The following is a 24,688-nucleotide window of genomic DNA, read 5'->3' on the forward strand; positions in this document are numbered from 1 at the left end:
ACGTCAGGCGACGCTACTCCGCAGTGAGGCACGCCGGACCTTGCCCGTCGGCGAGTGGGGCAGTTCCTCGACGAAGCGGACCGTCTTCGGCACCTTGAAGCGGGCCAGCCGGGTCGCGCAGTGCTCGCGGACCGTCTCCTCGGTCAGCTCCGCGCCAGCCCGCCGCACGATGAACACGGCGACCTGCTCGCCACTGCGCTCGTCCGGCACCCCGACCGCGGCCGACTCGACCACCTCGGGCAGCTCGTCCAGGACCCGCTCCACCTCGTTCGGGTAGACGTTGAAGCCGTTCACGATGATCAGGTCGTTCGCGCGGTCGACGAGCCGAAGGTCGCCGTCCGCGTCGAGGTAGCCGACGTCACCGGTGCGGAACCAGCCGTCCTCGTCGGGGCCGTGCGTGCCGTCGGGCCAGTAGCCGCTGAACAGGTTCGGGCCCCGGGCGGCGACACGGCCGGTCTCCGGCTCGCCCTCGTCGAACCACTCCGTCTCGTCCGGGTCCGCCGGCACGCCGACCGGGCGACCGTCGCTGTCGACCAGCCGCAGCTCGACCCCCGGCAGCGGACGGCCGACCGAGCCGGCCTTCGCGACGCCGCTGACCAGCGTGGACGTCAGGACCGGGCCGGTTTCCGTGAGGCCGTAGCCCTCGAACACGGCAAGCCCGGTCGCTCGTGTGATCGCCGCCAGCACGGCCGGGGACAACGGCGCCGCCCCCGAGGTCAGCAGTCGGACCGTGGACAGCCCCTCCGCGAGCCGCTCGTCGCCGGCCGTGGCGAGTGCCTGGTACATGGCCGGCACGCCCACCAGCACGGTCACCCGGTGTTCCGCGCACACGGACAGGGCATCCTCGATGCCGAACCCGTCCATCAGCACGGCGGTGGCGCAGGCGGCCGTGACCTGGAGCAGACCGGGGCCGAGGCCGTAGAGGTGGAACAGCGGCACGACGAGCAGGAGGCGGTCGGTCGCGGTGACCGGGGCAGGGTCGAGCTGTGCGCACTGCTCGACGTTCGACAGCAACGCGCGGTGGGACAGCATCACGCCACGCGGCGTGCCCGCGGTACCGGAGGTGTAACAGAGGACCGCGATGTCCTCGCCGCCGCGCACCGGCTCACGCGGCTCGCTGGCCGCGTCCAGGTCAGGGACGGGCACGCTGTCGCCCACCACGAACGTCGCGCCACTGTCGGCGACGAGCCGCGGCAGTTCCGGCGAGCCAGCGGCGGCCGGTACCGCGATGCCGCCGGCCCGCAGCACCGCGAACAACGCGACGCAGAACTCCGGCCCGTTCGGCAGCGGGACGACCACCCGGTCGCCCGGCGCCAATCCGGCATCCGCAAGGATCACCGCGTAGGCGTTGACCGCGTTGTCGGTCTGCTCCCAGGTGAGCGTCCGGCTGGTGGCGGCGTCGACGAGAGCGGCTCGGCGCGGAGTTTTCTCGGCCGCGTCGGCGACAAGGTCAGCAACGTTGCCGGTCAGGGCGTCGACCATGGGAAACCCTTCTCTTGACGCAACTTTTGGGCAGTGTGGCACGACTCACTTACGTCATGGTTGACCGACTCCTGCGTCTCCTCAGTAGTGGACCTACCTACTATCCAGTAACTACACGTATGCTGCCTAGGTCTCTGGTCAGGCCACCCTGCTGCCGGGGATGGAGCCGAGGGAGTCGTGCATGTGGACCGTACGCCCAGCTCAGCGGGCTGCGGTCCAGGTTGCCCGGATCCCCCGACAGGAGTCTGCCGTGAAGCCACCACCGCCGGAGGCCGGTGGGACGTGGGAGCTGGTGCGCGCCGCCCAGGAGGGTGACCGGTCGGCGTTCGCGCTGCTCTACGACAAGTACGTGGACGTGGTGTTCCGGTATGTCCTCTTTCGGGTCGGGGACCGGGAACTCGCGGAGGACGTCACCAGCGAGACGTTCCTGCGTGCGCTGCGCCGGATCACCACGGTGAGCTACCAGGGCCGCGACGTCGGCGCCTGGTTCGTCACGATCGCCCGCAACCTGGTGCTCGACCACGTGAAGTCCAGCCGTTACCGACTCGAGGTGACCACGGCCGAGGTCGACGAGTCCGGCCGCGTGGAGGCCGGTCCGGAACAGCAGGTGCTGGACGGCGCGACCCGGTCGGTACTGCTCGACTGCATCCGCCAACTGGGCGACGACCAGCGAGAATGCATTGTGCTGCGCTTCCTGCAGGGACTTTCGGTCGCGGAGACGGCCGTCGTGATGTCCCGCAACGAGGGGGCCGTGAAGGCTTTGCAGCACAGAGCGGTCCGCCGGCTGGCGCAACTCCTTCCGCCGGACGTTCGGTAAAATGCGTAACTCAGACCGGCAGGGATTCGTTTTCCAGGTGTGGACGGCGAGCCCAGAGGCGAGCGCGACCGCACGGTCGTGCGGGCCCTGCGGTCGCTGGAGACACTGACAGGCCCGACGGCGGCGGAACGCCAGCGCATCCGTGACCGGATCATGCTGCGGCTGGCGGATGACGACGCCGCCGAGGACAGACAGACGGGCTCACCCCAGCAGGAAAGCCCGCTCTCCCCTGACGCGGCGGCACAACCGGACCGGACCGAGTCGGCGAGCGACACCGACGACCCACACACCACAAGAACGCCGCGGCGGAGACGCATCGGCGAACGGGCGCTTTCGCTGAAGCCGCCGACTGGGCGGCGGAGCCGCACTGACACCGGGAGAGGCGTTCGGCGGCAAGGACGCGGCGACGAGGCAGCCAGCGAGCCAGAGGACGTCGTTGCCAGCCAGCCCGGCCACGCGCCTACCGCTGCGCACGACGACCCGGTCACCAACCGGACCGAAGACACGGTGGCCTCTCCGCAGAGCGACCCGGCAATCAGCCAGCCCGGCGAGACAGTGGCCAGCCAGCCCGACGACACGGCCGCCCTTTCGCACCGTGACACCGTTGCGCACCGACCCGCCGACGCGGCTACCGGCCCGACGCGCGAAGCAGCAGCCAGCCAGTCCCATGAGACAGGAGCAAGCCGGACCCGCGAAGCGGTGGCCAGCCAGTCCCACGAGACAGGAGCAAACCGGACCCGCGAGGCGGCAGCCAGCCAGTCCCACGAGACAGGAGCAAGCCCGACCCACGAGACAGCAACCAGCCAACCCCACGAGACAGCAACCAGCCAGCCCCACGACGCAGGAGCAAGCCGGACCCGCGAGACAGCAACCAGCCAACCCCATGAGCCGGGAGCCAGCCGGGCCCGCGAAGCGGTGGCCAGTCGGCCGGGCGGTGGTGCCCGTGGGTCGGTTCGGCCGCGTGGGCGGGAGGACGCCGGTCGGCGGGGTGTGTTGTCTGGGCTGCGTGGGCGGTTCGCGGTCGCGGCGCTGGCCGTGCTCGCGCTCGTCGGGTCGCTGGCCGGGATGAGCGTGTTGCTCGCCCGTGACGCGTTGCCCGGCGACGCCCTCTACGGCGTCAAGCGCACCGCCGAGGCCGCCGCTCTCGGGCTCACCTTCGGGGACGAGCCCAAGGCGCTCAAGCACCTCGAGTTCGCCACCGCGCGGCTCGGTGAGATCGAGACCCTTGCCCGGCGTTACGGCAACCCCGAGGACGCGCCGGTCGGCGGCTATCTCTCCGCGCTCAACGACTTCGACAACGACGCCACCGCCGGCTCACGTCAGCTGATCAACCTCGCCACCCGCAGCGACGGCCGTCTCCTCGAGTCGCTGCGTGACTGGTCGACACAACAGGCCGGCCGGCTGCGGCGGGTCGCCGACCAGCTGCCCGAGGCCGCGCGCAACCGCCTGATCACCTCCCACGCGATGCTGGACCGGATCACCGCGCGGGCGGACGCCCTCCTGGGCCGGATGGACTGCTACCAAATAACCTCCGGTTCCTCCGACGACATCGGCGCGCTCCCCGCGACCGCCCCGTGCGAGGAGAACCCCGCGGTCGCGTCGAGCCCGACTCCGCCGAGTGTGCCACCGGCCACCGACAGTTCCGGGACACCGACAGGACCGGAACAACCGAGCACGCCAGTGCCTCCCGCCGTGCCGTCGCCGGAGGTGCCGCCAGTTCCCGTTCCCGGTGCGACGATCACGGTGCCGCTGCCCACAGTGCCACCGGTGACCACCGGCACGCAGGACCCCGAGACACCACCACTGATCGAGTTGCCGCCGCTTCTGCCGGGGCTGCCCACGGTCACCATCGGCTGAACTGAGGCCGGGCCGAAACCGGGCGGAGGCTGTGCGAAGGCCCGGTGCGCGCGAGCGACGCGAAACCTCGGTGAGCCTGCTCGCTACGCTGTTGGATGTAGTTGCCGCTGTACCGACTCGACCGCGGAGGCGAATGCCGTGTCCCTGTGGCGTGGCCGTGGGAAGGAGCCTGAGCTGCTCGCCACGATCGCTGGTGAGGCTTCGGCCGAAGCCGCGTTCGCGTTCGAGCAGGCCGAACGCGCTGTGCCGCCCGTCGATCTCACGGCGGCCGCCTTCTTCGACGTCGACAACACGATGATGATGGGCGCGTCGATCTTCCACTTCGCCCGTGGGATGGCGGCCCGCAAGTTCTTCACCACCTCCGACCTGACCAAGTTCGCGCTCCAGCAGGTCATGTTCCGCATCGGTGGGCGGGAGACGCAGGACGGCATCCGCAACGCGAAGGAGTCCGGGCTCTCGTTCGTCGCCGGGCACTCGGTCGCCGAGCTGATGTCGCTCGGCGAGGAGATCTACGACGAGCTGATGGCCGACAAGATCTGGCCGGGCACCCGCTCACTCGCCCAGATGCACATGGACGCCGGGCAGCGGGTCTGGCTCGTCACGGCCACTCCCGTCGACCTGGCCACGATCATCGCGCGCCGGCTCGGGCTCGCCGGAGCGCTCGGCACGGTCCTGGAAAGCGAGAACGGCGTCTACACCGGCCGGCTCGTCGGCGAGATGCTGCACGGGCCAGCCAAGGCGCACGCGGTTCGCGCGCTCGCCGCCCGGGAGGGCCTCGACCTGCGGCGGTGCACCGCGTACTCGGACTCGGCCAACGACGTGCCCATGCTGTCCGTGGTGGGTACCGCGGTCGCGGTCAACCCGGACGGCACGCTGCGGGAGACCGCCCGCAAGCGTGGCTGGGAGATCCGTGACTTTCGTACCGGCCGCAAGGCAGCGAAGATCGGGGTGCCGTCCGTGCTCGGCGCGGGCGCCGTCGCCGGCGCGGTCGTCGCCGGCCTCGCCTACCGGAAGCGGGGAACATGACCGGTTTTGTGATCGTGATGGTCGCCGTGATCTGTCTCGGCGTCGGGTTCTCGTTTGGTCGGCGCTACGGCATCGATTCCGAGATACGCCGCCAGCTCCGCGACCGCGAACGGCCGTACTAGACCATGAAGGACTCCTGGCGGGTGGACCGCCGCGACGAGGGGTCGATCGACCTCGCGCTCTACGTGCGCGACGCGCTCGCGCTGTCCGACGACGTCCAGCCGGTCGTGCCGAACCTGACGCCCTCGGTCGCCGTGACCGTCCCGGCCGGGGTGGACCGGAACACGGTCGTGGAGGAATGGCCCGGCTGGTGGGCGGACCTCCTGCAGTGGTGCCGCGACCAGGGCGAACACGATCCGTCTGAGCCGGTCGACGACATCGCGCCGGCGTTGGATGGCCGACCCGCGCTACGCGTCGCGCTGGAGGTGTTCAAGGAGCCGGCCGCGCGCCACCGGACGGCGGCCAACCGCGCCAGGGCGCGGCCGACGTCGAACGTGACCAGGGTGGTCAAGGAGCTGGAGCAGGAGTTGGGCCGGGAGGCCAAGCCCTTCCACCTCGTGATCACCGAGGTGTCCGTGAACGAGCCGATGTGGGCTCCGCTGACGCCGACGCACGTGCTCGCCTCGGTCGGGTTCACGGACACCGAGGCCGCCAGACCGGTGCTGCGAAAGACGCTGCTGCCGCTCGCCTAGCCCTGGAAGACGGACTTCCGTTCGGCGACCATGCTGTCCAGCGTCTCCTGGATGGTCTCCCGGACCTCCTCGGCCACCTGGAGCGCCACGCCGGGGTCGTCGACCTCGTCCGGGGTGGCCAGGTCGGTGCGGATGGGCTCGCCGAAGTCGATGTGCCACTTCGTCGGCAGCGGGATCGCGCCCAGCGGCCCGAGCAGCGGGAAGAACGGGGTGATCGGGAAGTACGGCAGGCCGAGCAGCTTCGCCAGTGGCTGGAGGTCGGCGAGCTTCGGGTAAATCTCCTCGGCACCCACGATCGAGCACGGGATGATCGGCACGCCGGCCTTCATGGCCGTGCCCGCGAAGCCGCCGCGGCCGAACCGCTGCAGCTGGTAGCGCTCGCTGAACGGCTTGCCGATGCCCTTGAAGCCCTCCGGCCACACACCGACCAGCTCACCGGACGCCAGCAGCCGCTGCGCGTCCGCGCCGCACGCGAGGGTCTGGCCCGTCCGGCGGGCGATCGAGCTCAGCACCGGCACCTTGAACACCAGGTCCGCGCCCAGCATACGCAGATGCTTGCCCCTCGGGTGGTTGTCGTGGACGGCGATGGCGGTCATCACGGCGTCCCACGGCAGCGTGCCTGAGTGGTTGGCGACGATCAGCGCACCGCCGTCGACCGGCAGGTTCGCCACGCCCGTCACCTCGACACGGAACCACTTCTCGTAGATCAGGCGCAGCGGCGGCATGATCACCGAGTCCGTCAGCTGCGGGTCGAAGCCGAAGTCGTCGACCGGGTAGTCGCCGGTCAGTCGCTTGCGGACGAAACCGGCGACGCGGCCGGCCAGCGACTCCGGCTCGCGTCGCGGCCGCAGCTCGGTGACGGACGCCAGCCGTGGCCGTGCGGGGTCTTCTGACGCGCGGCGGCGCAGTGGGATGACTTCTGCTTCCTGGACGGGCATGTGTGCTTCCCCCTAGCGGCCGCGGACGTAGTCGTCGAACGCGGCGGCGGTAGTCCACTTCGGGGTGAACCCGAACGTGGTCTTCAGACGGGTGGTGTCGATGACGCGGCCGTAGTTCAGCAGCCCGGCCTGGCCAGGTGACAGGTCGACCCGGCCGCCCGCGAGGCGGGTCGCGGTGCCGATGGCGGCACGGGGCATCGGCAGCGGGACGCGGCCGGCACGGCGGATGGCCTGCGACAGCATCAGCACCCCGTCACCGCCCGCGTTGTAGACGCCGGGCAGGTCGTGGGTGGCGGCGCGGCTCAGCACGGCGAGCGCGTCGGTGTCGTGGAGGAGCTGCACGCGGGCGTCGAAGCCGAGCACGGTCGGCACGACGGGCAGCGAAAAGTACCTGGTCAGCGCGTTGTCCACGTCGGGACCGATGACGTCGGCGAACCGGATGACGGTCAGCGCCACGTCCGGGCGGCGGCGTGCGAAACCACGGACGTAGGCCTCGATCTCGACGGCCTCGGCGCGGCCGTTCTCGGGCGCGTCCTGCTCGGTGAACACGGCGGGTGAGCTCGCGCTCGCGCCGTACACCTCGGCGGTGGACTTCACGACCAGCTTGCGCACGGTCCGTGCCCGCTGGCAGGCCGCCAGGAGCCGCATCGTGCCGATGACGTTGAGCTCCTTGATGGCAACCCGACGCGGCCCGACACTGGGCCGGGGCGCGGCGTGCACCACCGTGTCGACCTTGGCCGAGTCGATCAGCTTGGTGATCTTCGGGCCACGGATGTCCGTGCGCACGAACTCGACCCGCGTGTTCGTCGTCGCCGGAGGCGCCGTGTCGACGCCGAGCACACGATCGATGCCCGGGTCGGCGGCCAGGGTGTCAGCGAGCTGGCCACCGAGCTGGTCGGCGACTCCGGTAACGAGGACAACCTTGGGCGCCATACGACTCCGATGAACCGTCACGGTTGGGAAATCCGCCTAACACGCGAGGCGGCCGTCCGCGACTCTACATCCGAATCGTGACTGATTCGTCGTTGGCAACGCGTAGTTAACGCAGGTCACACGCTGTTTTGGTGGATGTCACTCGTTCGGCGGACACCCACCGCCACAACGGCTACTTCTTCAGCTTGCGACGCTGCACGCGCGTCTTGCGCAGCAACTTGCGGTGCTTCTTCTTGGACATGCGCTTGCGGCGCTTCTTGATGACCGAGCCCATGCGGTACCTCTGCTTCAGTCGGTGGTCGGGTCTACCTGGAAACGGCAGCGACCACACGACCAGGTCCGGTCACGGACGCGCCCCAAATGACAACCAGGCAACGGTCCTCAAGATTACCTGGGCGTCATGGGGCGCTCCGCACCGGCTACCTAGCCAGCGTCGAAATAGGCGCTACGTAGGTAGTCATGCACCGCTTGTTCCGGTACCCGGAACGACTTGCCGACCCGCACCGCGGGCAGCTCGCCGTTGTGTACCAGCCGGTACACGGTCATCTTCGAAACCCGCATCATGGTGGCCACCTCGGCCACCGTCAGGAACTGCACCTGTGCGAGACCAGGTGGCTCCGGTTCTTTCTTGTTCGCCGGCATGCTCACCGCGTCCTTCGACACGTGTCGCGCCGTCAGCTTCCCCACTGACGGTATCGACACGCACGTGCTTCTCCCGAGACTAGCGGGACTGGTGTGACTGATGCGATGCCAAGGGCCGGTTTTTTCGCACAAGATCAGTTCGGCTCGTGGGCCTTGCCCAGCTCCTGAGACCGGTCCCGCGCGGCCTCGATGGCGGCGAGCAGCGCGGCACGGACGCCGTGCTTCTCCAGTTCGCGAATGGCCATGATGGTCGTGCCGGCCGGCGAGGTCACCGCCTCACGGAGGATGACCGGGTGCTCCCCGGTCTTGGCGAGCATGGTGGCGGCGCCGACAGCCGACTGGATGATCAGCTTCTCGGCGACCGCCCGGGGCAGCCCCAGCAGGATCCCGGCGTCGATCATGGCCTCGACGAGGTAGAAGAAGTACGCCGGGCCGGAACCGGACAGCGCGGTCACCGCGTCCTGCTGCGACTCCGGCACCCGAACCACGAGCCCGACGGCCGACAGCAGATCCTCGACCGTGACGAGGTGGTCGTTCGTGGCGTACCGGCCGGGCGAGATGGCCGACATGGCCTCGCCGACGATCATGGGCGTGTTGGGCATGACCCGCACGACCGGCACGCCGTCGTCGAGTCGCCGCTCGTAGAGACTGGTCGGCAGCCCGGCACACAGCGAGACGATCAGCGTGTCACGGTGCGCGTGCGGCGCCAGCTCGTCCAGCAGCGGTTCTATGTCCTGCGGCTTGACGGCCACGACGAGCACCGTGGCCTCCTTGGCCGCGGTCGTGACGTCGACGGCCCGGACGCCGTAGCGAGTGGTCAGCTCAGCGGCCCGCTCCGGGTGCCGCTCGGTGAACATGAGCTCGTCGGCCCGGCGACCGCCGTTCAGCAGCCCGGAGAGCAGTGCCTCCCCGATCTTCCCGGCCCCGAGCACCGCGATGGAATCTGTCATGCCGGACAGCGTGCCACGCTGGCGTCCTCGGTCATGTCCACCGGTCCTCAGATCGCGCCTGTCGACCTCACAGATCGACGAGTTCCGCGAGAAGTGGGGACCTCGATCAGGGCTTTGCCGACAACGACAGCTGGCGGGCCTGGCAGATCAGGCGGCCGGTGGAGTCGACGACCGTGGCGTCCGCGTCGAACCAGGGGCCGTGGACGGCCTTGCAGTCGACCTGTACACGGAGCCAGCCGGGGGCGGGGCGGGAGCGGAGCAGCGCGGTGAGCTGAACGGTCGGGGACCAGCCGAAGCGGCCGAGGTTGAACGTGACCGGTGGGGCGATGTCGCCAACCAGCAGGGCGAACATCGGGTCTACCTGTTCGTTCCGTGGCTTCGCCCATAACCGCAGGCGTGGTGGGTCGTTCGTCTGCCCGTGTAAGAAGCCGGCGCCGTTCGGGTCGATGCGGACGTCGCAGCCTTCCGTCAGGCGGAAGACCGACGCCATCGGGAGCGCGGCCATGTCCAGTGCGTTGCCCGGTGGCTCGGCCGGCTGGTTCGGCAGGTCCGACCATGCCGCGCGCTCGCGAGGGAGACGGCCGGTCGTCACCACACCTTCCACACAGGACTGTCCGCGCTGTTCGAGGCTCACGCCGACGACCGTGGTCTGGCGGCCGTTCTTGCGCACCTCCGTGCGCAACAGCACAGGGCCGACCTCCGGTGCGCGCAGGAACTGCGTGCTGACGCTGAGCGGATCGGCGACCGGCGCACCTCCGCCCGCCGCCGCCACCGCGGCGCGAGCCAGCAGTGCCATCAGGAAACCACCGTGTGGCTTGCCGCCGATCGTCCAGGAACTGGACAGTGTGGCGGCGAACGTGCCGTCGCCGAGCGAGCGAACACGGGACGCGGTGGTGAACGGCCCGGTCGAACCGTGCCCGGCGCGCGCGTCGCCAGCAAGACTGCTCATGATTATTACCCTGCCACGTCCGGTTGGAACTGATCGCGCCCCGGTCCCTGTTTGTTGATCACTTACGGGATACCAAGGCGCGCAAGAAGAACGCGGTGTTCGCCGGTCGTTCGGCGAGCCTGCGCATCAGGTAGCCGTACCATTGCACGCCGTAAGGAACGTAGACACGTACGGTGTGCCCGCGATCCACGAGGCGTAGCTGCTCCTCGGGGCGGATCCCGTACAGCATCTGGAATTCGAACCCGCCTGGCTTGCGACCGAGTGCCTCCGCGCGCGCCTCGACGATCTGCACAAGGCGGGGATCATGGGTGGCGAACATGGGGACGCCCTCGCCACGCAGCAGGATGTTCGCGCACCGGACATAGCTACGGTCGACGTCGTGCGGGTCGGGAAAGGCGACCTGCGGCGGCTCTGCGTAGGCGCCCTTGCACAGGCGCACGCGGGAGCCGGCCGTCGCGAGGCGCGCGCAGTCCAGCTCGGTGCGGTGCAGGTAGGCCTGCAGCACGGCGCCCGCCCACGGCCACGTGCCGCGGAGCTGGGCGAGCACACGCAGTGTGGAGTCCGTGGTGGTGTGGTCCTCCATGTCGAGCGTGACCGTGGTGCCGGCCTGCTCGGCGGCGGCACAGATACGGGCCGCGTTCTCGCGTGCGAGCGACTCGTCGAGTGCCTGGCCCACCGCGGAGAGCTTGACGCTGACCTCGGCGTGCTTGGCCAGGTCGTGCTCGTTCAGTCCGTCGAGGAGCTTCAGGTAGGCCTGCACGGTCTGCTCGGCGAGCGCGGAGTCGGTGGTGTCCTCGCCGAGGTAGTCGAGGGTGACGGTCAGGCCATGGCTGACGAGTTCCCTGGTGACGGCGATCGCGTCGGCGGTGGTCTCGCCGGCCACGAAACGCTTGACGACATCCCGGCTGACAGGTGCGGTCGCCACCAGCCGACGGATCACGTCGTTACCGGCCGCGGCCAGGATCAGGCTGCGTAGGGGGTGCACGAAACCGGACTCTACGTGCAGGCGCATGCGCACGGGTGGCATGTCAGTAGGGACGGCACCATCGGGCGGGCGGGCGGTTACTGGCCCAGGTGCAGGCGGGCGAACAGCAGGGCTTCTGCCAGGTCCTTGACCCGTTCCGGCGCCGTGCGGGCCCGGCGGGTGGTGATCTCGACCACCACCTGGCCGTCGAAGTCCGTGGCCAGCGACTCGCAGATCTCCGCGCACGGCTGGGTTCCTCGGCCGGGAACCAGGTGCTCGTCGCGGGGCAGGCCGGTGCCGTCGGCCAGGTGCAGGTGGCGCAGCGCGGTGCCCATCCGGTCGCGTAAGGAACGGGCGTCCATGCCGGCGGTCGCCGTGTGGGACAGGTCCAGCGTGTAGTTGCGGTAGCCGACGTCCGTCGGGTCGATGGACGGGACGAACGCCGAGACCTCGCGGCCGAAACGGCGCACCGGGAACATGTTCTCCACGGCGATCGCGATGCCCGACGACTCCTCCAGCTCGGCCACGAGGTCGGCGAAGCCGTCGGCGTAGCGGCGCTGCCAGCGGAACGGCGGGTGGATCACCACGGTCGGCGCGCCAAGGTCGGCGGCCGCCTCCACCGAGCGGCGCAGCCGTTGCTCCGGCAGCGGGGACCAGACCCGCTGCGTGATCAACAGACAGGGTGCGTGTACCGCCAGCACGGGCACCCCGTACTGGCGTGACCTGCGCCTCAGTGCCGCCGGGTCCTGGCTGATCGGGTCGGCCCAGACCATCACCTCGACCCCGTCGTAGCCGAGCGTCGCCGCCAGCTCGAACGCGGACGTGGCGGTACGCGGCCACACCGACGCGGTCGATACCCCGACCCGGATCACCGGTTGAGCAGCAGGAGTGCTGCCGGGGACACCGTCACCACCAGGCCGACCAGCACCGCGAGGACCGTCGTCTGCAGGTCCTCCGCACGGCGGATCTTCCTGATGATCAGCACGAGCGTGGCGATCACGACCACCGCCGCCGCGAGGGCGGCCGCCGGCAGGAAGCCCCACAACCAGTTGAACCCGAGCCACACCGCGGCGCCGCCGATGACGCCGAGGGCCAGCTGGCCGAACATGACCAGCCACTCCATGACCGGGGAGCGCCTGCGGTCCTCGTCGAGGTCGTCGTCCTCGAGGTCCTCCAGCTCGTCAGGGGCGTCACGCGGAAGGCCGCGCTCGTCCTCGTCGAGCAGGTTGTCGTACTCGGCCGAGTCGTAGCGATCGTCGGGGTCGGCTGCCGGGTACGGGCTCCGGTAGTCGTCCTCCTCAACGGACGGGTCCGCGTAGGGGTCCCCCGGGTAGACCGGGGAGATCTGGGTACGGCTGTCCATGCCGGGGCGGCGACCGGTCGACGAACCGTCCACCGGGACCCGGCCCGAGACCCTCGGCAGTTCCTCGGTCGTCTCCGCGGACGGACCGGCCACGGGTGGCGCCGGGGGTGGCGGAGCGTCACCGTCGAGCCGCGAACGGATGCCCGTGCGTTCCCGTGTGCCGCCCGGCGGCACGGGCGGGAGCGGCATGCGCTGTGACGGTTGCGGTCTTGGCAGCTGCTGTGACGGCTGCGGGGGCTGCGGTCTCGGCGTGCCGCGTACGGGCGTCGTCGGCCCGTGCTGCCCGATGCCCGGCATCGGCAACCGGCTCGACGACTGCTGCCCTGGCGACGGCTGCGGTCTCGGGAGCTGCTGCGACGGCTGCGGAGGCAGCGGTCTCGGCAGCTGCTGCGAGGACTGCTGGCCGGGCTGGCGCCGACTCGGCGGCACCGGCTGCTGGAAGCCGGTGCGCTCGCCGCTCCTGCGGTGCGAGGTTCGCTCCGGCGGCGGGGTGTCGTCGCGGATGGCCTGCATCTCGCCCGACTCCGACAGCACCCGCTCGATGATCTGCTGTGCCCCGGTGTCGCTCGGGTCGTCCGCACGCCGACGACGGCGCCGGGGACGCTCGCCCCCTTCGGCACCGTACTTGGCGAGCAGCTCAGCTACCGTGCGCTGAGACTGCTCTGGTCCGCCTTCGTGACTCATCGACTCCACCGTGCCCGTCGCCGGCCGATTCGTCCAGCGGCCGAGCACTCCAGGCCCTCTTGCTCGCAACGTGCAGACCACATTATGAATGCCCCCCGCTGAGGTCCTCGTCGCGCATCACGGCTCCTCCCCATCGGCCTGGTCAAGCCGTCGCAATATGACTCCCTCGCGCAGCGCCCACGGACAGATCTCCAGCTCGTCCCGCTCCAGCGCACGCATGGTGGCCTGCGCCACCAGCGCCCCCGCCACGAGCTGGTGTGACCGGCTCGCGCTCACTCCCTCGAGCTCGGCCAGGTCGGCGGCGCTCATCCGGCTGATGAACGCGATGAGCTGCCGCAGGCCCGGCTCGGTCAGTACCCGGCGCGCCCTCGGCCCGGCCGACGACGGCGCCGCGCCCGTCAGCCTGGCCAGCGTCCGGAACGTCTTCGACGTGGCGACCACGTGGTCGGGCACGCCCTGTTTCGCGACCTTCCGCGCGATCGGCGTGAGCTGGTCGGCCAGCCAGTCCGCGGTCTTCACGACCTCGTCTCGTGACGGAGGGTCACTGGTGAACCGCTCTCGGGTGAGCCGGCCGGCCCCGAAGGGTACGGATTTGGCGTAGTCCGGCGCCTCGTCGATACCGATCGCGAGTTCGAGCGAGCCGCCGCCGATGTCGAGCACGAGCAGCCGGCCGGCGGACCACCCGAGCCAGCGGCGGGCGGCCAGGAACGTGAGCTTCGCCTCGTCCTTGCCGGTGAGGACCCGCAGCTCCACCCCGGTCTCGTCGCGGACCCTGGCCAGCACGTCAGCGACGTTGCCGCAGTCACGGACCGCCGAGGTCGCGAAGGCCATCAGGTCCTCGCAGCCGAGCCGGCGGGCCGACCTCTTGGCCTCGGTGACCGTGGTCACCAGGGCCTCGATGCCCTCGTCCGACAGGTCGCCGCACTCGGTCAGCCGCTCGGCGAGACGCAGCACCGAGCGCTGCGAGCTGGCCGGCGTCGGGTGCGCACCACGATGCGCGTCCACGACGAGCAGGTGGACGGTGTTGGACCCGACGTCCAAAACCCCTAGGCGCACGGGCCGAAGGTTACCCGGAGGTCGCGTTATGGGAAGGGTTTCTTCACGATTCGAACTTGTAACCGAGGCCACGCACGGTGACGAGGTGCCTCGGCGACGCCGGATCGGGCTCGATCTTGGACCGCAGGCGCTTGACGTGGACATCGAGCGTCTTGGTGTCACCGACGTAGTCCGCGCCCCAGACCCGGTCGATCAGCTGACCTCGGGTCAGGACCCGGCCGACGTTGCGAAGAAGGTACTCGAGCAGGTCGAACTCCTTCAGCGGGAGCGGGATCTCGACACCGTCGACGGTCACCACGTGCCGCTCCACGTCCATCCGGACCGGGCCGGCCGCGAGCACCTGCGGCAACAGCTCGCTGTCGGCCGACTCGCCGCCGCGACGCAGCACCGCGCGCACCCGTGCGATCAGCTCACGGGCCGAGTACGGCTTCGTCACATAGTCGTCCGCGCCGATCTCCAGGCCCACGACCTTGTCGATCTCACTGTCCCGCGCAGTCACCATGATCACCGGCACGGTCGAGCGCTGGCGCAGCGCCTTGCACACGTCCGTGCCGCTCATCCCGGGCAGCATCAGGTCGAGCAGGACGATGTCGGCGCCGTTGCGGTCGAACTCCTCGAGCGCCTGCTGTCCGGTGCTCGCGACGGCCGCCGTGAAGCCCTCCTTGCGCAGCAGGAAGGCGAGCGGGTCGGCGAACGACTCCTCGTCCTCCACGATCAGCACCCTGGTCACGGCTTTCCTCCTGAGTTGACGCTGCTGGAGTTGACATGGGCGGGGATCCGCAGCGTGAACGTGGAGCCGGTGCCCGGCCGGCTCCACAGCTTGACCTCACCGCCGTGGTTGGCGGCGACGTGCTTGACGATGGCCAGCCCGAGACCGGTGCCGCCGGTCGCGCGGGAGCGGGCCTTGTCGAGCCGGTAGAACCGCTCGAACACGCGCTGCTGCTCCTCCTCGGGAATGCCGATGCCCCGGTCGGTGACCGAGATCTCGACGAAGTCGCCGACGCGGCGGCGGCTGATCGAGACTGGGCTGCCCGGTTGGGAGTAGGCGACGGCGTTCTCGAGGAGGTTCGCGAGCGCGGTGACCAGCAGGGCGCGGTCGCCCTCGACGAGCAGCGCGCTGTCGGCGTCGGTGGCGATGTCGATGCCGGTGTTCTCGGCCGAGAGCTTGGCGCGGGACAGCGCGTCGCGGACGACCGCGTCGATGTCGACCGTGTTCAGCTCGGGCAGCCGCTCGGCGCCCTGGAGCCGGGAGAGCGCGATCAGCTCGGTGACGAGGGTGCCCAGCCGGGTGGCCTCGTGGAGGACCTTCGTGGTGAAGCGGCGGACGGCCTCGGGGTCGTCCGCCGCGTCCAGCACGGCCTCGGCGAGCAGCGCCATCGCGCCGACCGGGGTCTTCAGCTCGTGGCTCACGTTGGCGACGAAGTCACGGCGGGTGGCCTCAAGGCGGACCGCCTCGGACTCGTCGGCCGCGTCGACCGCCAGGAACCCGTCACCGAGCGGGCGGATCTCGCCACGCACGGCCTCCGGGCCGCGGCCGAGGGAGCGTTCCTGCGGCCGTAACTCGATCTCCACCGGCTCACCGGTCTCCTTGGCGAGCTCTGCGGCCTTCTTGGTGGGGGTGTCGACGCGGCGGTTGCGGACCACGCCCAGCTCCTCGGATCGCGGGTTGTGCTGCACGACGTCACCGAACTCGTTGAGGATGACGACCGCGTTGTGCGAGGACTGGAAGAGCCGTTGCAGTAAAACCGAAATGGTCGGACCGGTCGGGGGCTGCGCCGCCGACCGGTGTCGTGCCCTGGCGATACCCGCACCCCCGAGCAGGCCGACGACCAGCGCACCGAATGTCAGGAAAGTCCAGACCACGTCGGTCACGGGCGAATCGTAAGCAGTCGAGGGGTGGTGTGTACCAGACCGGCACGGCCAGAGGTGATTGTCCCGACACCTAATCGGGGTGTTGTTCGCCCTGGTGAAAGCAGTCGTTTACCCAATCGTGTCCAAGTGGGACAGGTCCTCGTCGGTCAGCCGCAGATCGGCGGCGGCGACGTTCTCCTCCAGATGAGCCGGGTTGCCGGTGCCGGGGATGGCGAGGACGTTCGGTCCCTTGTGGAGTGTCCACGCGAGCCGGACCTGCGCCTCGGTGGCGCCGTGCCGGCCGGCGACCTCGGCGATCACCTCCTTGCCCGCCTCGTTGGCCGGACCGAAGGGCGACGCGCCGGGCACTGCCGCACCGATCGCGAAGAACGGGACGAAAGCGACGTCGTGCTCCGCGCACAGCTCGATGAGCGCGTCGTCCTCGCGGCGGGTGACGAGTCCGTACTGGTTTTGGACGCAGACCACGGGCGCGATGTCGAGTGCCTCCTTCAGGTGTTCGGCGCCGACGTTGGAGATGCCGAGGTGTCGAATGAGACCTTCCTGCTGAAGCTCGGCGAGTGCCTCGAAACGCGCACGGACCGAGCCCGTGCCCCGCTCGAGTCCCTGGCCGATGCGGAGGTTGACGACGTCGAGCCGGTCGAGGCCGAGCTGGCGGATGTTCTCCTCGACCTGGCCGCGGAGGCCGTCCTTCGTGTCGACGTGCAGCCAGACGCCTGCCGGGTCCCGACCGGGCCCGACCTTGGTGGTGATGACCAGGTCGTCCGGGTAGGGCGCCAGCGCGGTGTTGATCAGCTCGTTGGCGGAGCGGAGGTTGGAGAAGTAGAAGGCGGCGGTGTCGATGTGGTTGACACCCAGCTCGACCGCCCGCTGCAGGACCTCGATGGCGGTCTTGCGGTCACTGGGCGTCCCGTCGGCCTTGGCCATGAGCCTCATGGCCCCGAACCCGAGGCGGTTGACGGTGAGGTCGCCGAACTGCCAGGTGCCGGCAGCCGCTGCTGTTGTGGTCATAAGGCCAGCTTCCGAATCCGGCGTTCGGCCTGCTGGGATTGGCAACTTCTTGCCGACTTTGGCGACCGGGTTGCGAGTGGGGAACACTGGATGGCATGAGCCTCGAGCAGGTGCCGGTCCTCCACGGCGAGGAAGAACTGTTCGCCCGCACGGCACACCTGTTCGCGACGGCCAGCGAGATCATCTGCGCGGCACGGGACATGAACACGTGGGCGGCCACCCGGCAGGTCCGCTCGCCGGCGCCGGTCACGAAGCCGGCACGGCTGCGGAAGCTGTACCGGCCAGGGGTGCTGCTGAACCCGTCGATGGCGCAACACCTGCGGAACATCGCCGAGAAGCACGGCGCCGAGGTCCGCATCACGTCGGACGACCTCAACGAGACGATCATCATCGACCGCAGGTTCGCCATCCTGGCCGGCGACCTGCGCGACGGACGGCGTGGCTACGGCGTGGTGTCGGAGCCGGCCGTGGTGCAGAACGTGGCGTCCCTGTTCGACGCGGCCTGGCGCTCCGCGACGGACCTCGCCGTGTACGACGCCCAGCACGCAGAACTGTGCGACGTGGCGCCGCGGGTGTTGGAACTGCTCGCATCCGGCTGCAAGGACGAGACCGCGGCCCGGACACTCGGACTTGGGGTGCGCACCTACCGACGCCGGGTGGCCGAACTGATGAACGCCCTCGGCGCGGAATCCCGCTTCCAGGCCGGCGCCCGAGCCCGCGACCTTGGCCTGATCTAACGGCCAGGCGCACGTACTGAAAGACGCGCTGATGACGTTCAACGACAGGAGAGCGTCTTTCGAGACATCGCCAGTGACGCAGCGCTGGGCTTCCCCGGGCCGCGCGTCAGTGTCCCGAAACGGGTGGCTCGCGCAACACCCTGCGGGTGCCGCCGCCCGCGAAAAAGCTGAGCCTGACCAGGCCCACACCCCTCGCAACGTGCGACGCCACCAGCCCCACGCGATGGCACACCCCACCACTCCCGGGGGGCCACCCACTGGCCAGTCTACCGGTGGGGGGTGACAGTCCCGGGGTTGTCGATCGTGGGTGTGGACAACCCCGGGGGCTGTGGACAACCGAATGTCGAACTCGGCGGTCCCGTTTGTTGGACACGCGGGTCTGGAGCGTTGGACTCGCGGGTTAGCGGCCCTGGTTGGCTACTGCTGCTGCCGCGGCTTCCGCTGCTGTCGGGTCCAGGTAGGTGCCGCCTGGGTTCAGGGGTTCCAGCTGCTCGTTCAGGTCGTAGCGCAGGGGAATTCCCGTTGGGATGTTCAGGCTGGCGATCGCGTCGTCCGAGATGCGGTCCAGGTACTTCACCAGTGCGCGCAGCGAGTTGCCGTGGGCGGCCAGCAGCACCGTCTTGCCGGCGCGCAGGTCCGGGACCACCTCGGCCTCCCAGTACGGGAGCATCCGGGCGACCACGTCCTTCAGGCATTCGGTGCGGGGGATCTCCGTGCCGGCGTACCGGGCGTCGCCGTCCTGGGAGTACTCCGCGCCCAGCTCGATCGGCGGCGGCGGGGTGTCGTAGGAGCGGCGCCAGAGCATGAACTGCTCCTCGCCGAACTCCGCCAGCGTCTGCTTCTTGTTCTTGCCCTGTAGCGCACCGTAGTGACGCTCGTTCAGCCGCCAGTCCCGGCGCACCGGGATCCAGTGACGTTCTGCCACGTCCAGCGCGATGTTCGCGGTCGAGATGGCCCGGCGCAGCACGGACGTGTGCACGATGTCGGGCAGCAGCCCGGCGTCACGGAGCAGCTCGCCGCCCCGCTGTGCCTCCGCGACGCCCTTGTCCGAAAGCGCCACGTCGACCCAGCCTGTGAACAGGTTTTCCGCGTTCCACACGCTCTCGCCGTGGCGGAGCAGGATCAGCGTTCCGACCGAAATCGATCCAGACATGCTGAGCAGCCTGCCAGACCACCTCGATCTTCAAATCAGGGGCCACGATTCAGGGCCACCCGTTCGGATCAAACTGAGTGCTCCGAACAACGCTATGTCGACACCGCTCGTAAGGGTCGTCACCCAATCGTTACCTACGGAACGCATTTACCCTTTCGCGGAGTGACAGGTGGCCTTGTGTAACCGCGCGACTTCTGACAGGTTGACGAGGCCCTAGCGGATCAGCTCCCACGCACTCCCTGATCCGAGAGGGCAAGCAGTACGGCTCGTCTCCCCTGCCGAGCCGTACCCCGCCCGGATTCCCATGGGTGCCCCCCGCTCAGGGCTCCGACGCGGCGGGAACCTTACGCGGGGCGGCTTGGGATCGCGACTCCCCCCTCGCCCAAGCCGCTCCGCGAACCCATGTCACGTGTTCGGCGACGACGGCGTCAGCATGTGCTCGAACGCCTTCAGGTTCGCGAGCGACTCCCCGCGCGACACGCGCCACTCGTACTCCCGGCGGATCGACGCGGCGAACCCCAACTCCAGCAACGAGTTGAAGTCCCCGTCGGCCGCCTCGAGCACCTGGCCGAGCAGCCGGTCCAGCTCGTCGGACGTCACGGCCTCGTGGGACACCCGCCCCACCAGGTAGATGTCGCCGAGCTGGTCGACCGTGTACGCCACCCCGTAGAGCTTCGCGTTGCGGCGCAACATGAACCGGTACACGTCCTCGTGCGCCTCGTCCGGTCGCCGGCACACGAACGCCTCCACCACCAGCGCGTGCGGGTTCACCCGCAACCACACGTTGGTCTGCAGCTTCTTGGTCCCCGGCAGGGTCACGAAATACCGGCCGGCCCCCGGTGAGGTGAACTTCAGCTCCCGCTCGGCCAAGAACGCCTCGATGACCGAACCAGGCTCCGTCACACCGCCACCTCGCCCGCTCCGTGGCGCCGGAACGCTCCGCAGGCTCCGCTCCACCGGCGCCCTCCGCGGTCGAGCTGCCAGTCTGAATATCGATGGTTCGCTCCGCAAGCTCCGCTCACACCGCCACCTCCGCCTCGAAGACCGCACGTCGGAACGCGCTCGCGGCGTCGGCGTACCCGGCCACCAGCGTGTCAGTCGTACGGTCCCACGAGAACTCGGCGGCGTGCTCGACGGCGCCCACCGACAGTCGGGTACGCATCCGCAGCGCGGACGACAGGGCCGACGCCCAGGTGCCGGCGCGGTGACCCGGCACGAGCAGGCCGGACCGGCCGTGGGCGACCGCCACCGGCAGCCCGCCGACCGCGGCCGCGACCACCGGGGTGCCGCAGGCCTGCGCCTCCAGCGCGACCAGCCCGAACGACTCGTTGTGGCTTGGCACCGCGACCACGTCGGCGGCGCGGTACACGTCCCGCAGCTCCGCGCCCCGCCGCGGTGGCAGGAACCGGACGACGTCGTCGATACCGAGCGACGCGGCCAGCTCCTGCAGCGCGGTCGGCGCTTCGAGCCCGCTCCCCGACGGCCCACCGACCACGACCACGACCAGTCGCGACCTGGACACCGCGCCCCGATCAAGCAGTTCGGCCGCCGCGCGCAGGAGCACGTCCGGCGCCTTCAGCGGCTGGATCCGGCCGACGAACGCGAGCACGTGCGCGGACTGGTCGATGCCAAGCGCGCGGCGAGCGGAAGCACGGGAGCCGGGCCGGAACAGGTCCAAATCGACGCCGGGCGCGACCGTGTGCACCTTGTCGGGCAGCGCGCCGTACAGGTCGACGAGCTGCCCGGCCTCGACGTCGGTGTTGGCGATCAGCTGGTCGGCCTCGTCCACCACCTGCTGCTCGCCGATCACCCGCGTCCTCGGCTCCGGGGTGTCCCCGTCGGCGAGCGCGGCGTTCTTGACCTTCGCGAGCGTGTGCGCGGAGTGCACGAGCGGGACGCCCCAGCGGTCCCGCGCGAGGTAGCCGACCTGGCCGGACAGCCAGTAGTGCGAGTGCAGGAGGTCGTAGTAGCCGGGTTCGTGGCGGGCCTCGGTCCGCAGCACGCCCGCGGTGAACTGGCACAGCTGCGCGGGCAGTTCGTCACGCGCGAGCGGCTCGTACGGGCCGGCGTTGAGGTGCCGCACGAGCACGCCGGGAGCCAGTTCGGCGACCGGCGGCAGGTCCGAGGAGGTCGCGCGGGTGAACACCTCGACGGCGATGCCCTGCCGGGCCATTCTCGTCGCGGTCTGCGTGATGTACACGTTCATACCGCCCGCGTCACCGGTGCCCGGCTGCTCAAGCGGCGAGGTGTGCAGCGACAGCACGGCGACCCGGCGAGGTAGCCGCCGCAACCGGACGACTGACCCTTCTCGGACCGACACATCCACCCCCGAATCAGTGGTTGGCAACCGACCCCGCGAACTCCAGCAGGGCCGCGTTGAACTCCTCACGGCGCTCAGCGAACGGCATATGTCCTCCTGCGACGTACCAACGCAGGACAGCCCCCGGAATCTTCCCGGCCACGTACTCCGCTGTGGCCGGGCTCACCACGGCGTCCTCGGTGCCGTGCACGACCAGGGTGGGCACGTCCACGGCGGCCAGCACGTCGGCGCTGCCGACATCCCGCCGGAACAGAGCTTTCCTGACCGCGGGCGGCACGGACAGCATCTCGCCGGTATTCCGTTGGATCTCGGCGCCGGACCGGGGCGTCGCGGTCATCCGCTTCGCGAGTGTGGTCAGCGCGGGCACCGCCTCGTCCGGGTCCTCGGACAGGACCGCACGCAGGATGCCGTCCCAGGCCGCGCCGATCGCCCCGCCGGGGTGGCCGGGGCCCAACTCGGTGAGCGCACCGACGAACACCAGGCCCGCGACACCCGCGGTGCCGCGTTGCCGCAGGTAGTCGGTGATCACGACACCGCCGTACGACCAGCCGACGAGCACCGCGGGCCGGCCGGCGTGGGCCAGCACGGCCGCGAGGTCGTCGGCCCAGGTCGCCGGGTCGTCGTAGCCGTCGACCGCGACCGCCGAGGCGCCGTGCCCACGCAGGTCGAGAGCGATGAGCCGGTGCCGTGCGGCCAGCTCGAGGTCGGTCAGCTGGCCGACCCACGTCGCGCTCGACGACGCCCAGCCGTGCACGAACACGATCGGCGGCCCCTGTGGGTCACCGGCGGTCCGCACCGCGATGCGTACCCCGCCGGCACCCAACAGGTCCCGCATCTAGCTCAGCGCCGACATGGACTTCCACTGCTCCCACGAGATGAGCCAGTCGAAGACGTCCGAGGTGGTCGGGTAGTTGGCCTGCGAGCCGGTGATCTCCACCGGGTCGCCGATCAGCGCGCTGTCGAAGTACGCCTTGGCGTCGGCCTCCAGCAGGTTGACACACCCGTGGGAGGTGTTCCGCTTGCCGATGTTGGCGGCGTTGTCGTTGTTCTCGTGGATGAACTCGCCGTGGTTGGAGATGCGGACGGCCCACTTCTTCATCACGTTCGTGTACCCGTAGCGCGGGTTCGAGAAGTCGCCGACCTCCTCCTTCGCCATGACGATCACGGTGCCGTTCGGCGTGTTGAGGTCGGGGTTGGCGTCCTCACCGTTGCTGGACGGGTAGCTCGCGTAGAGGGAACCGTCCCGGTAGACGTTCATCACGTGGTCCGGCGTGTTGACCTTCACGACCTGGTTGCGGCCGATGGTGAAGCTCGTCGACAGGTCGGCCTTGCCGTACGCGCCGCCGCCGTAGGCCACGCCGTACAGGCTCGCGGTGACCTTGACCTGGGTGTTCGCCGGCCAGTACTCCTTGGGCCGCCAGTCGACCTGGGTCTTGCTGATCCACGCCCACGAGCCCTCGACCGGCACCGAGGTCTCCACCTTCAGCGCCTTCTCGACGGCGGCCTTGTCCTCCGGCGCGCCCTCGGGGAACTTGATGCTGACCGGCATGCCGACGCCGACGGTGGCGTTGTCGCCCGGGTTGATCGTCGCGCGTGGGGTCGAGGCCGGCGCCAGCGTGGTGAACGACCCGGACTCGGTCGTCTCCTTGCCGTCGGCGTTCTTCGCCTTGGCCGTGTAGTTGTAGGTCTTGCCGTAGCCGAGGACCTCGCCGCTGGTCCAGCTCTTCTTGTCCGCCGCGATCTGGCCGGCGAGCGGCGCGCCCTCCGGGTTGGTCACGGTCGCCTCGGTCAACTCTCCCCCGTCGACCGTGATCTTCACCGGCTCGGTGACCGCGACGTCGGCGGTGCCGTTGGCCGGCGCGAAGGCGATCTTGGCGGCCGCCGCGTCCTTCGCTTCGGGCGACCCGGCGATCCCGCCGCCGCCCTCCGACGTGCAGGACGCGAGCAACGCGATGGCGGCGACCATCGTCGCGACCATGCCGAGAAACCGCCGTCCGGATCTCACCGTTCAACCTCCGCCTTACCGAATTCCCTCAATGACTTAAGGACGCCTCATCGGCACCGAGGGTGTGCCGCCTACAGTGTGACGGTTGTCACTTGGCCACCCACCCACGGTGTGGGGTTACCCGTCTCAGGCGGTGACGACCCGTGGAATCTAGAGCTCGCAGCCCACGAGCACGGGCTCGGGTGCCAGCGTGACGCCGAACCTCGCGCGGACGCCGTCGCGGACCTCCCGCGCCAGGGTGAGGATGTCGGCCGTCGTGGCATGGCCGCGGTTGGTCAGCGCCAGGGTGTGCTTGTTCGACAGCCTCACCCGGGCGTCCACACCCGGGTAGCCCTTCGCGAACCCGGCGCGTTCGATCAGCCACGCCGCCGACAGCTTCGACGTGCCGACACCGGCCGGGTACTGCGGCACCGGCGTGTCCGCGCCGACGACCGACGCGATGCGGGCCAGCACGGACGGCAGCTCCGAGTCCGCCACGACGGGGTTGGTGAAGAACGAGCCGACGCTCCACGTGTCGTGGTCGGCCGGGTCAAGGACCATGCCCTTGCCGCGGCGCAGCTCGAGCACGGCGGCGCGCGCGTCCGCGGCAGGGACCTGCTTTCCTTGCCGCACACCGAGAACCCGGGCCAGCTCCGTGTACCGGATGGGTGCGGACCGGCCGCCGTCGGCCAGCTCGAAGCGGACCCGCAGGACGACCGCGCGCTCGGTGTTCTTCAGCATGCTCGTCCGGTACCCCAGGGCCAGCTCGGCCGCGGCCAGCGTGCGGACCTCGCCGGACGCCCGGTCGAGCAGGTCCACAGAGATCAGCAGCTGCGCGATCTCCACCCCGTACGCGCCGACGTTCTGCACGGGCGTGGCACCGACCGAACCCGGGATGCCGGACAGGCACTCGAGACCGCCGAGGCCCGCCTCCACCGTCTGGCGGACGACCGCGTCCCAGTCCTCACCGGCCTCCACGGTCAGCGCCACACGACCGTCGCCCAAGGAGTCGATCTTGCTGCCCTTGTTGGCGACCTGGACGACCGTGCCGGCGAAGCCGTCGTCGGCGATCACGAGGTTCGAGCCGCCGCCCAGGACCAGCAGCCGGTCCGAGGTCTCGCGGACGGCCGTCACGACCTCCTCCGCCGACTCGGCCGGCACGAACCGCGTGGCGGGGCCGCCGACACGAAGGGTCGTGTACCCGGAAAGCGGCACGGCGGCGAGGGGGAGGCTCGTCATGGGCACCAACGGTAACCTCCCG

26 protein-coding genes are annotated in these 24,688 nt (G+C 70.0%); 6 read left to right on the top strand and 20 right to left on the bottom strand.

Translation table 11 applies throughout. The features are described 5' to 3' along the window. Positions 1 to 3 precede the first annotated feature (3 nt). Positions 4 to 1,482: an AMP-binding protein gene (locus VF106_RS30145; RefSeq protein ID WP_330843260.1), complete on the bottom strand. Its 1,479-nt coding sequence runs from the start codon at positions 1,480 to 1,482 to the stop codon at positions 4 to 6. Positions 1,483 to 1,642: 160 nt separating this feature from the next. Between VF106_RS30145 and VF106_RS30150 the strand changes: the two genes are divergently transcribed. From VF106_RS30150 to VF106_RS30170, 5 genes are all read left to right on the top strand, one after another. Continuing rightward, on the top strand, positions 1,643 to 2,299 hold the full coding sequence (locus tag VF106_RS30150) for a sigma-70 family RNA polymerase sigma factor (RefSeq protein ID WP_524535861.1): 657 nt from the start codon (positions 1,643 to 1,645) through the stop codon (positions 2,297 to 2,299). Positions 2,300 to 3,292: 993 nt separating this feature from the next. Next, the gene (locus VF106_RS30155) at positions 3,293 to 4,156 is read left to right on the top strand and encodes a DUF5667 domain-containing protein (RefSeq protein ID WP_330843262.1); all 864 of its coding nucleotides are present in this window, start codon (positions 3,293 to 3,295) and stop codon (positions 4,154 to 4,156) included. 138 nt (positions 4,157 to 4,294) lie between these two features. Next, positions 4,295 to 5,182, top strand: coding sequence for an HAD family hydrolase (locus VF106_RS30160; RefSeq protein ID WP_330843263.1), 888 nt, complete (start codon positions 4,295 to 4,297; stop codon positions 5,180 to 5,182). Further along, on the top strand, positions 5,179 to 5,304 hold the full coding sequence (locus VF106_RS30165; RefSeq protein ID WP_330843264.1) for a hypothetical protein: 126 nt from the start codon (positions 5,179 to 5,181) through the stop codon (positions 5,302 to 5,304). Before VF106_RS30160 ends, VF106_RS30165 begins: the two co-directional genes overlap by 4 nt. Before the next feature lie 3 nt (positions 5,305 to 5,307). Beyond that, positions 5,308 to 5,874, top strand: a complete 567-nt coding sequence (locus VF106_RS30170; RefSeq protein ID WP_330843265.1) for a hypothetical protein — start codon at positions 5,308 to 5,310, stop codon at positions 5,872 to 5,874. On the opposite strand, the gene VF106_RS30175 is transcribed toward VF106_RS30170, so the two are convergent. The 13 genes from VF106_RS30175 to VF106_RS30235 all read right to left on the bottom strand — a co-directional run bounded on the left by VF106_RS30175 (position 5,871) and on the right by VF106_RS30235 (position 17,233). Further along, complete coding sequence (locus VF106_RS30175) at positions 5,871 to 6,812, bottom strand: lysophospholipid acyltransferase family protein (protein ID WP_330843266.1); 942 nt, start codon at positions 6,810 to 6,812, stop codon at positions 5,871 to 5,873. The two genes, VF106_RS30170 and VF106_RS30175, sit on opposite strands and share 4 nt — an antisense overlap. Before the next feature lie 12 nt (positions 6,813 to 6,824). Continuing rightward, entirely contained in the window at positions 6,825 to 7,745 is a 921-nt protein-coding gene (locus VF106_RS30180; RefSeq protein WP_330843267.1) for an NAD-dependent epimerase/dehydratase family protein, read from the bottom strand. Between the two features lie 172 nt (positions 7,746 to 7,917). Then, on the bottom strand, positions 7,918 to 8,019 hold the full coding sequence (locus tag VF106_RS30185) for a 30S ribosomal protein bS22 (protein ID WP_018684825.1): 102 nt from the start codon (positions 8,017 to 8,019) through the stop codon (positions 7,918 to 7,920). Positions 8,020 to 8,168: 149 nt separating this feature from the next. After that, positions 8,169 to 8,387 carry a helix-turn-helix domain-containing protein gene (locus VF106_RS30190; RefSeq protein WP_330843419.1) on the bottom strand — a complete coding sequence of 73 codons (219 nt, stop codon included), beginning with the start codon at positions 8,385 to 8,387 and terminating at the stop codon, positions 8,169 to 8,171. Between the two features lie 134 nt (positions 8,388 to 8,521). Then, entirely contained in the window at positions 8,522 to 9,337 is an 816-nt protein-coding gene (proC, locus tag VF106_RS30195; protein ID WP_330843268.1) for a pyrroline-5-carboxylate reductase, read from the bottom strand. A gap of 106 nt (positions 9,338 to 9,443) precedes the next feature. Then, entirely contained in the window at positions 9,444 to 10,286 is an 843-nt protein-coding gene (locus tag VF106_RS30200; protein WP_330843269.1) for a thioesterase family protein, read from the bottom strand. 58 nt (positions 10,287 to 10,344) lie between these two features. Next, complete coding sequence (locus VF106_RS30205; RefSeq protein WP_330843420.1) at positions 10,345 to 11,271, bottom strand: proline dehydrogenase family protein; 927 nt, start codon at positions 11,269 to 11,271, stop codon at positions 10,345 to 10,347. Between the two features lie 77 nt (positions 11,272 to 11,348). Beyond that, positions 11,349 to 12,122, bottom strand: a complete 774-nt coding sequence (locus VF106_RS30210) for a sugar phosphate isomerase/epimerase family protein (RefSeq protein WP_414639095.1) — start codon at positions 12,120 to 12,122, stop codon at positions 11,349 to 11,351. Next, positions 12,119 to 13,297 carry an Rv0497 family membrane protein gene (locus VF106_RS30215; protein WP_330843271.1) on the bottom strand — a complete coding sequence of 393 codons (1,179 nt, stop codon included), beginning with the start codon at positions 13,295 to 13,297 and terminating at the stop codon, positions 12,119 to 12,121. Before VF106_RS30215 ends, VF106_RS30210 begins: the two co-directional genes overlap by 4 nt. Positions 13,298 to 13,414: 117 nt before the next feature. Next, positions 13,415 to 14,353, bottom strand: coding sequence for a Ppx/GppA phosphatase family protein (locus VF106_RS30220; RefSeq protein WP_330843272.1), 939 nt, complete (start codon positions 14,351 to 14,353; stop codon positions 13,415 to 13,417). A gap of 43 nt (positions 14,354 to 14,396) precedes the next feature. Beyond that, the gene (locus VF106_RS30225; protein ID WP_330843273.1) at positions 14,397 to 15,083 is read right to left on the bottom strand and encodes a response regulator; all 687 of its coding nucleotides are present in this window, start codon (positions 15,081 to 15,083) and stop codon (positions 14,397 to 14,399) included. Then, positions 15,080 to 16,225, bottom strand: a complete 1,146-nt coding sequence (locus VF106_RS30230) for a sensor histidine kinase (RefSeq protein ID WP_414639096.1) — start codon at positions 16,223 to 16,225, stop codon at positions 15,080 to 15,082. Before VF106_RS30230 ends, VF106_RS30225 begins: the two co-directional genes overlap by 4 nt. Before the next feature lie 108 nt (positions 16,226 to 16,333). Beyond that, positions 16,334 to 17,233, bottom strand: a complete 900-nt coding sequence (locus tag VF106_RS30235; RefSeq protein WP_330843274.1) for an oxidoreductase — start codon at positions 17,231 to 17,233, stop codon at positions 16,334 to 16,336. Between the two features lie 95 nt (positions 17,234 to 17,328). Here VF106_RS30235 and VF106_RS30240 point away from each other — a divergent pair, with 95 nt between their 5' ends. Continuing rightward, positions 17,329 to 17,970 carry a DNA-binding response regulator gene (locus VF106_RS30240; protein WP_330843275.1) on the top strand — a complete coding sequence of 214 codons (642 nt, stop codon included), beginning with the start codon at positions 17,329 to 17,331 and terminating at the stop codon, positions 17,968 to 17,970. Between the two features lie 400 nt (positions 17,971 to 18,370). Here the strand turns inward: VF106_RS30240 and VF106_RS30245 are convergent, their stop codons facing one another. The 6 genes from VF106_RS30245 to VF106_RS30270 all read right to left on the bottom strand — a co-directional run bounded on the left by VF106_RS30245 (position 18,371) and on the right by VF106_RS30270 (position 24,666). Continuing rightward, positions 18,371 to 19,123 carry a phosphoglyceromutase gene (locus VF106_RS30245; RefSeq protein WP_330843276.1) on the bottom strand — a complete coding sequence of 251 codons (753 nt, stop codon included), beginning with the start codon at positions 19,121 to 19,123 and terminating at the stop codon, positions 18,371 to 18,373. A gap of 405 nt (positions 19,124 to 19,528) precedes the next feature. Then, complete coding sequence (locus VF106_RS30250) at positions 19,529 to 20,005, bottom strand: type III secretion system chaperone family protein (protein ID WP_330843422.1); 477 nt, start codon at positions 20,003 to 20,005, stop codon at positions 19,529 to 19,531. Positions 20,006 to 20,141: 136 nt separating this feature from the next. Next, the gene (gene mshA, locus VF106_RS30255; protein WP_330843277.1) at positions 20,142 to 21,413 is read right to left on the bottom strand and encodes a D-inositol-3-phosphate glycosyltransferase; all 1,272 of its coding nucleotides are present in this window, start codon (positions 21,411 to 21,413) and stop codon (positions 20,142 to 20,144) included. Positions 21,414 to 21,456: 43 nt separating this feature from the next. After that, positions 21,457 to 22,278 (bottom strand): alpha/beta fold hydrolase, encoded by an 822-nt coding sequence (locus VF106_RS30260; protein ID WP_330843278.1) that lies wholly within the window; start codon positions 22,276 to 22,278, stop codon positions 21,457 to 21,459. Continuing rightward, positions 22,279 to 23,421 carry a L,D-transpeptidase gene (locus VF106_RS30265; RefSeq protein ID WP_414639103.1) on the bottom strand — a complete coding sequence of 381 codons (1,143 nt, stop codon included), beginning with the start codon at positions 23,419 to 23,421 and terminating at the stop codon, positions 22,279 to 22,281. It lies immediately after the preceding gene. 177 nt (positions 23,422 to 23,598) lie between these two features. Next, positions 23,599 to 24,666: a UDP-N-acetylmuramate dehydrogenase gene (locus tag VF106_RS30270; RefSeq protein WP_330843280.1), complete on the bottom strand. Its 1,068-nt coding sequence runs from the start codon at positions 24,664 to 24,666 to the stop codon at positions 23,599 to 23,601. Between the last annotated feature and the right edge of the window lie 22 nt (positions 24,667 to 24,688).

This window comes from Actinophytocola sp., assembly GCF_036378875.1.
GTDB lineage: Bacteria > Actinomycetota > Actinomycetes > Mycobacteriales > Pseudonocardiaceae > Actinophytocola.

Excerpts from the sequence above, each read along its gene's own strand:
- VF106_RS30145 (WP_330843260.1), bottom strand. The coding sequence starts at position 1,482 with ATGGTCGACGCCCTGACCGGCAACGTTGCTGACCTTGTCGCCGACGCG.
- VF106_RS30150 (WP_524535861.1), top strand. The coding sequence starts at position 1,643 with ATGGAGCCGAGGGAGTCGTGCATGTGGACCGTACGCCCAGCTCAGCGG.
- VF106_RS30165 (WP_330843264.1), top strand. The coding sequence starts at position 5,179 with ATGACCGGTTTTGTGATCGTGATGGTCGCCGTGATCTGTCTCGGCGTC.
- VF106_RS30170 (WP_330843265.1), top strand. The coding sequence starts at position 5,308 with ATGAAGGACTCCTGGCGGGTGGACCGCCGCGACGAGGGGTCGATCGAC.
- VF106_RS30175 (WP_330843266.1), bottom strand. The coding sequence starts at position 6,812 with ATGCCCGTCCAGGAAGCAGAAGTCATCCCACTGCGCCGCCGCGCGTCA.
- VF106_RS30180 (WP_330843267.1), bottom strand. The coding sequence starts at position 7,745 with ATGGCGCCCAAGGTTGTCCTCGTTACCGGAGTCGCCGACCAGCTCGGT.
- VF106_RS30185 (WP_018684825.1), bottom strand. The coding sequence starts at position 8,019 with ATGGGCTCGGTCATCAAGAAGCGCCGCAAGCGCATGTCCAAGAAGAAG.
- VF106_RS30190 (WP_330843419.1), bottom strand. The coding sequence starts at position 8,387 with ATGCCGGCGAACAAGAAAGAACCGGAGCCACCTGGTCTCGCACAGGTG.
- proC (WP_330843268.1), bottom strand. The coding sequence starts at position 9,337 with ATGACAGATTCCATCGCGGTGCTCGGGGCCGGGAAGATCGGGGAGGCA.
- VF106_RS30200 (WP_330843269.1), bottom strand. The coding sequence starts at position 10,286 with ATGAGCAGTCTTGCTGGCGACGCGCGCGCCGGGCACGGTTCGACCGGG.
- VF106_RS30215 (WP_330843271.1), bottom strand. The coding sequence starts at position 13,297 with ATGAGTCACGAAGGCGGACCAGAGCAGTCTCAGCGCACGGTAGCTGAG.
- VF106_RS30235 (WP_330843274.1), bottom strand. The coding sequence starts at position 17,233 with ATGACCACAACAGCAGCGGCTGCCGGCACCTGGCAGTTCGGCGACCTC.
- VF106_RS30240 (WP_330843275.1), top strand. The coding sequence starts at position 17,329 with ATGAGCCTCGAGCAGGTGCCGGTCCTCCACGGCGAGGAAGAACTGTTC.
- VF106_RS30245 (WP_330843276.1), bottom strand. The coding sequence starts at position 19,123 with ATGTCTGGATCGATTTCGGTCGGAACGCTGATCCTGCTCCGCCACGGC.
- VF106_RS30260 (WP_330843278.1), bottom strand. The coding sequence starts at position 22,278 with ATGCGGGACCTGTTGGGTGCCGGCGGGGTACGCATCGCGGTGCGGACC.
- VF106_RS30265 (WP_414639103.1), bottom strand. The coding sequence starts at position 23,421 with ATGGTCGCGACGATGGTCGCCGCCATCGCGTTGCTCGCGTCCTGCACG.
- VF106_RS30270 (WP_330843280.1), bottom strand. The coding sequence starts at position 24,666 with ATGACGAGCCTCCCCCTCGCCGCCGTGCCGCTTTCCGGGTACACGACC.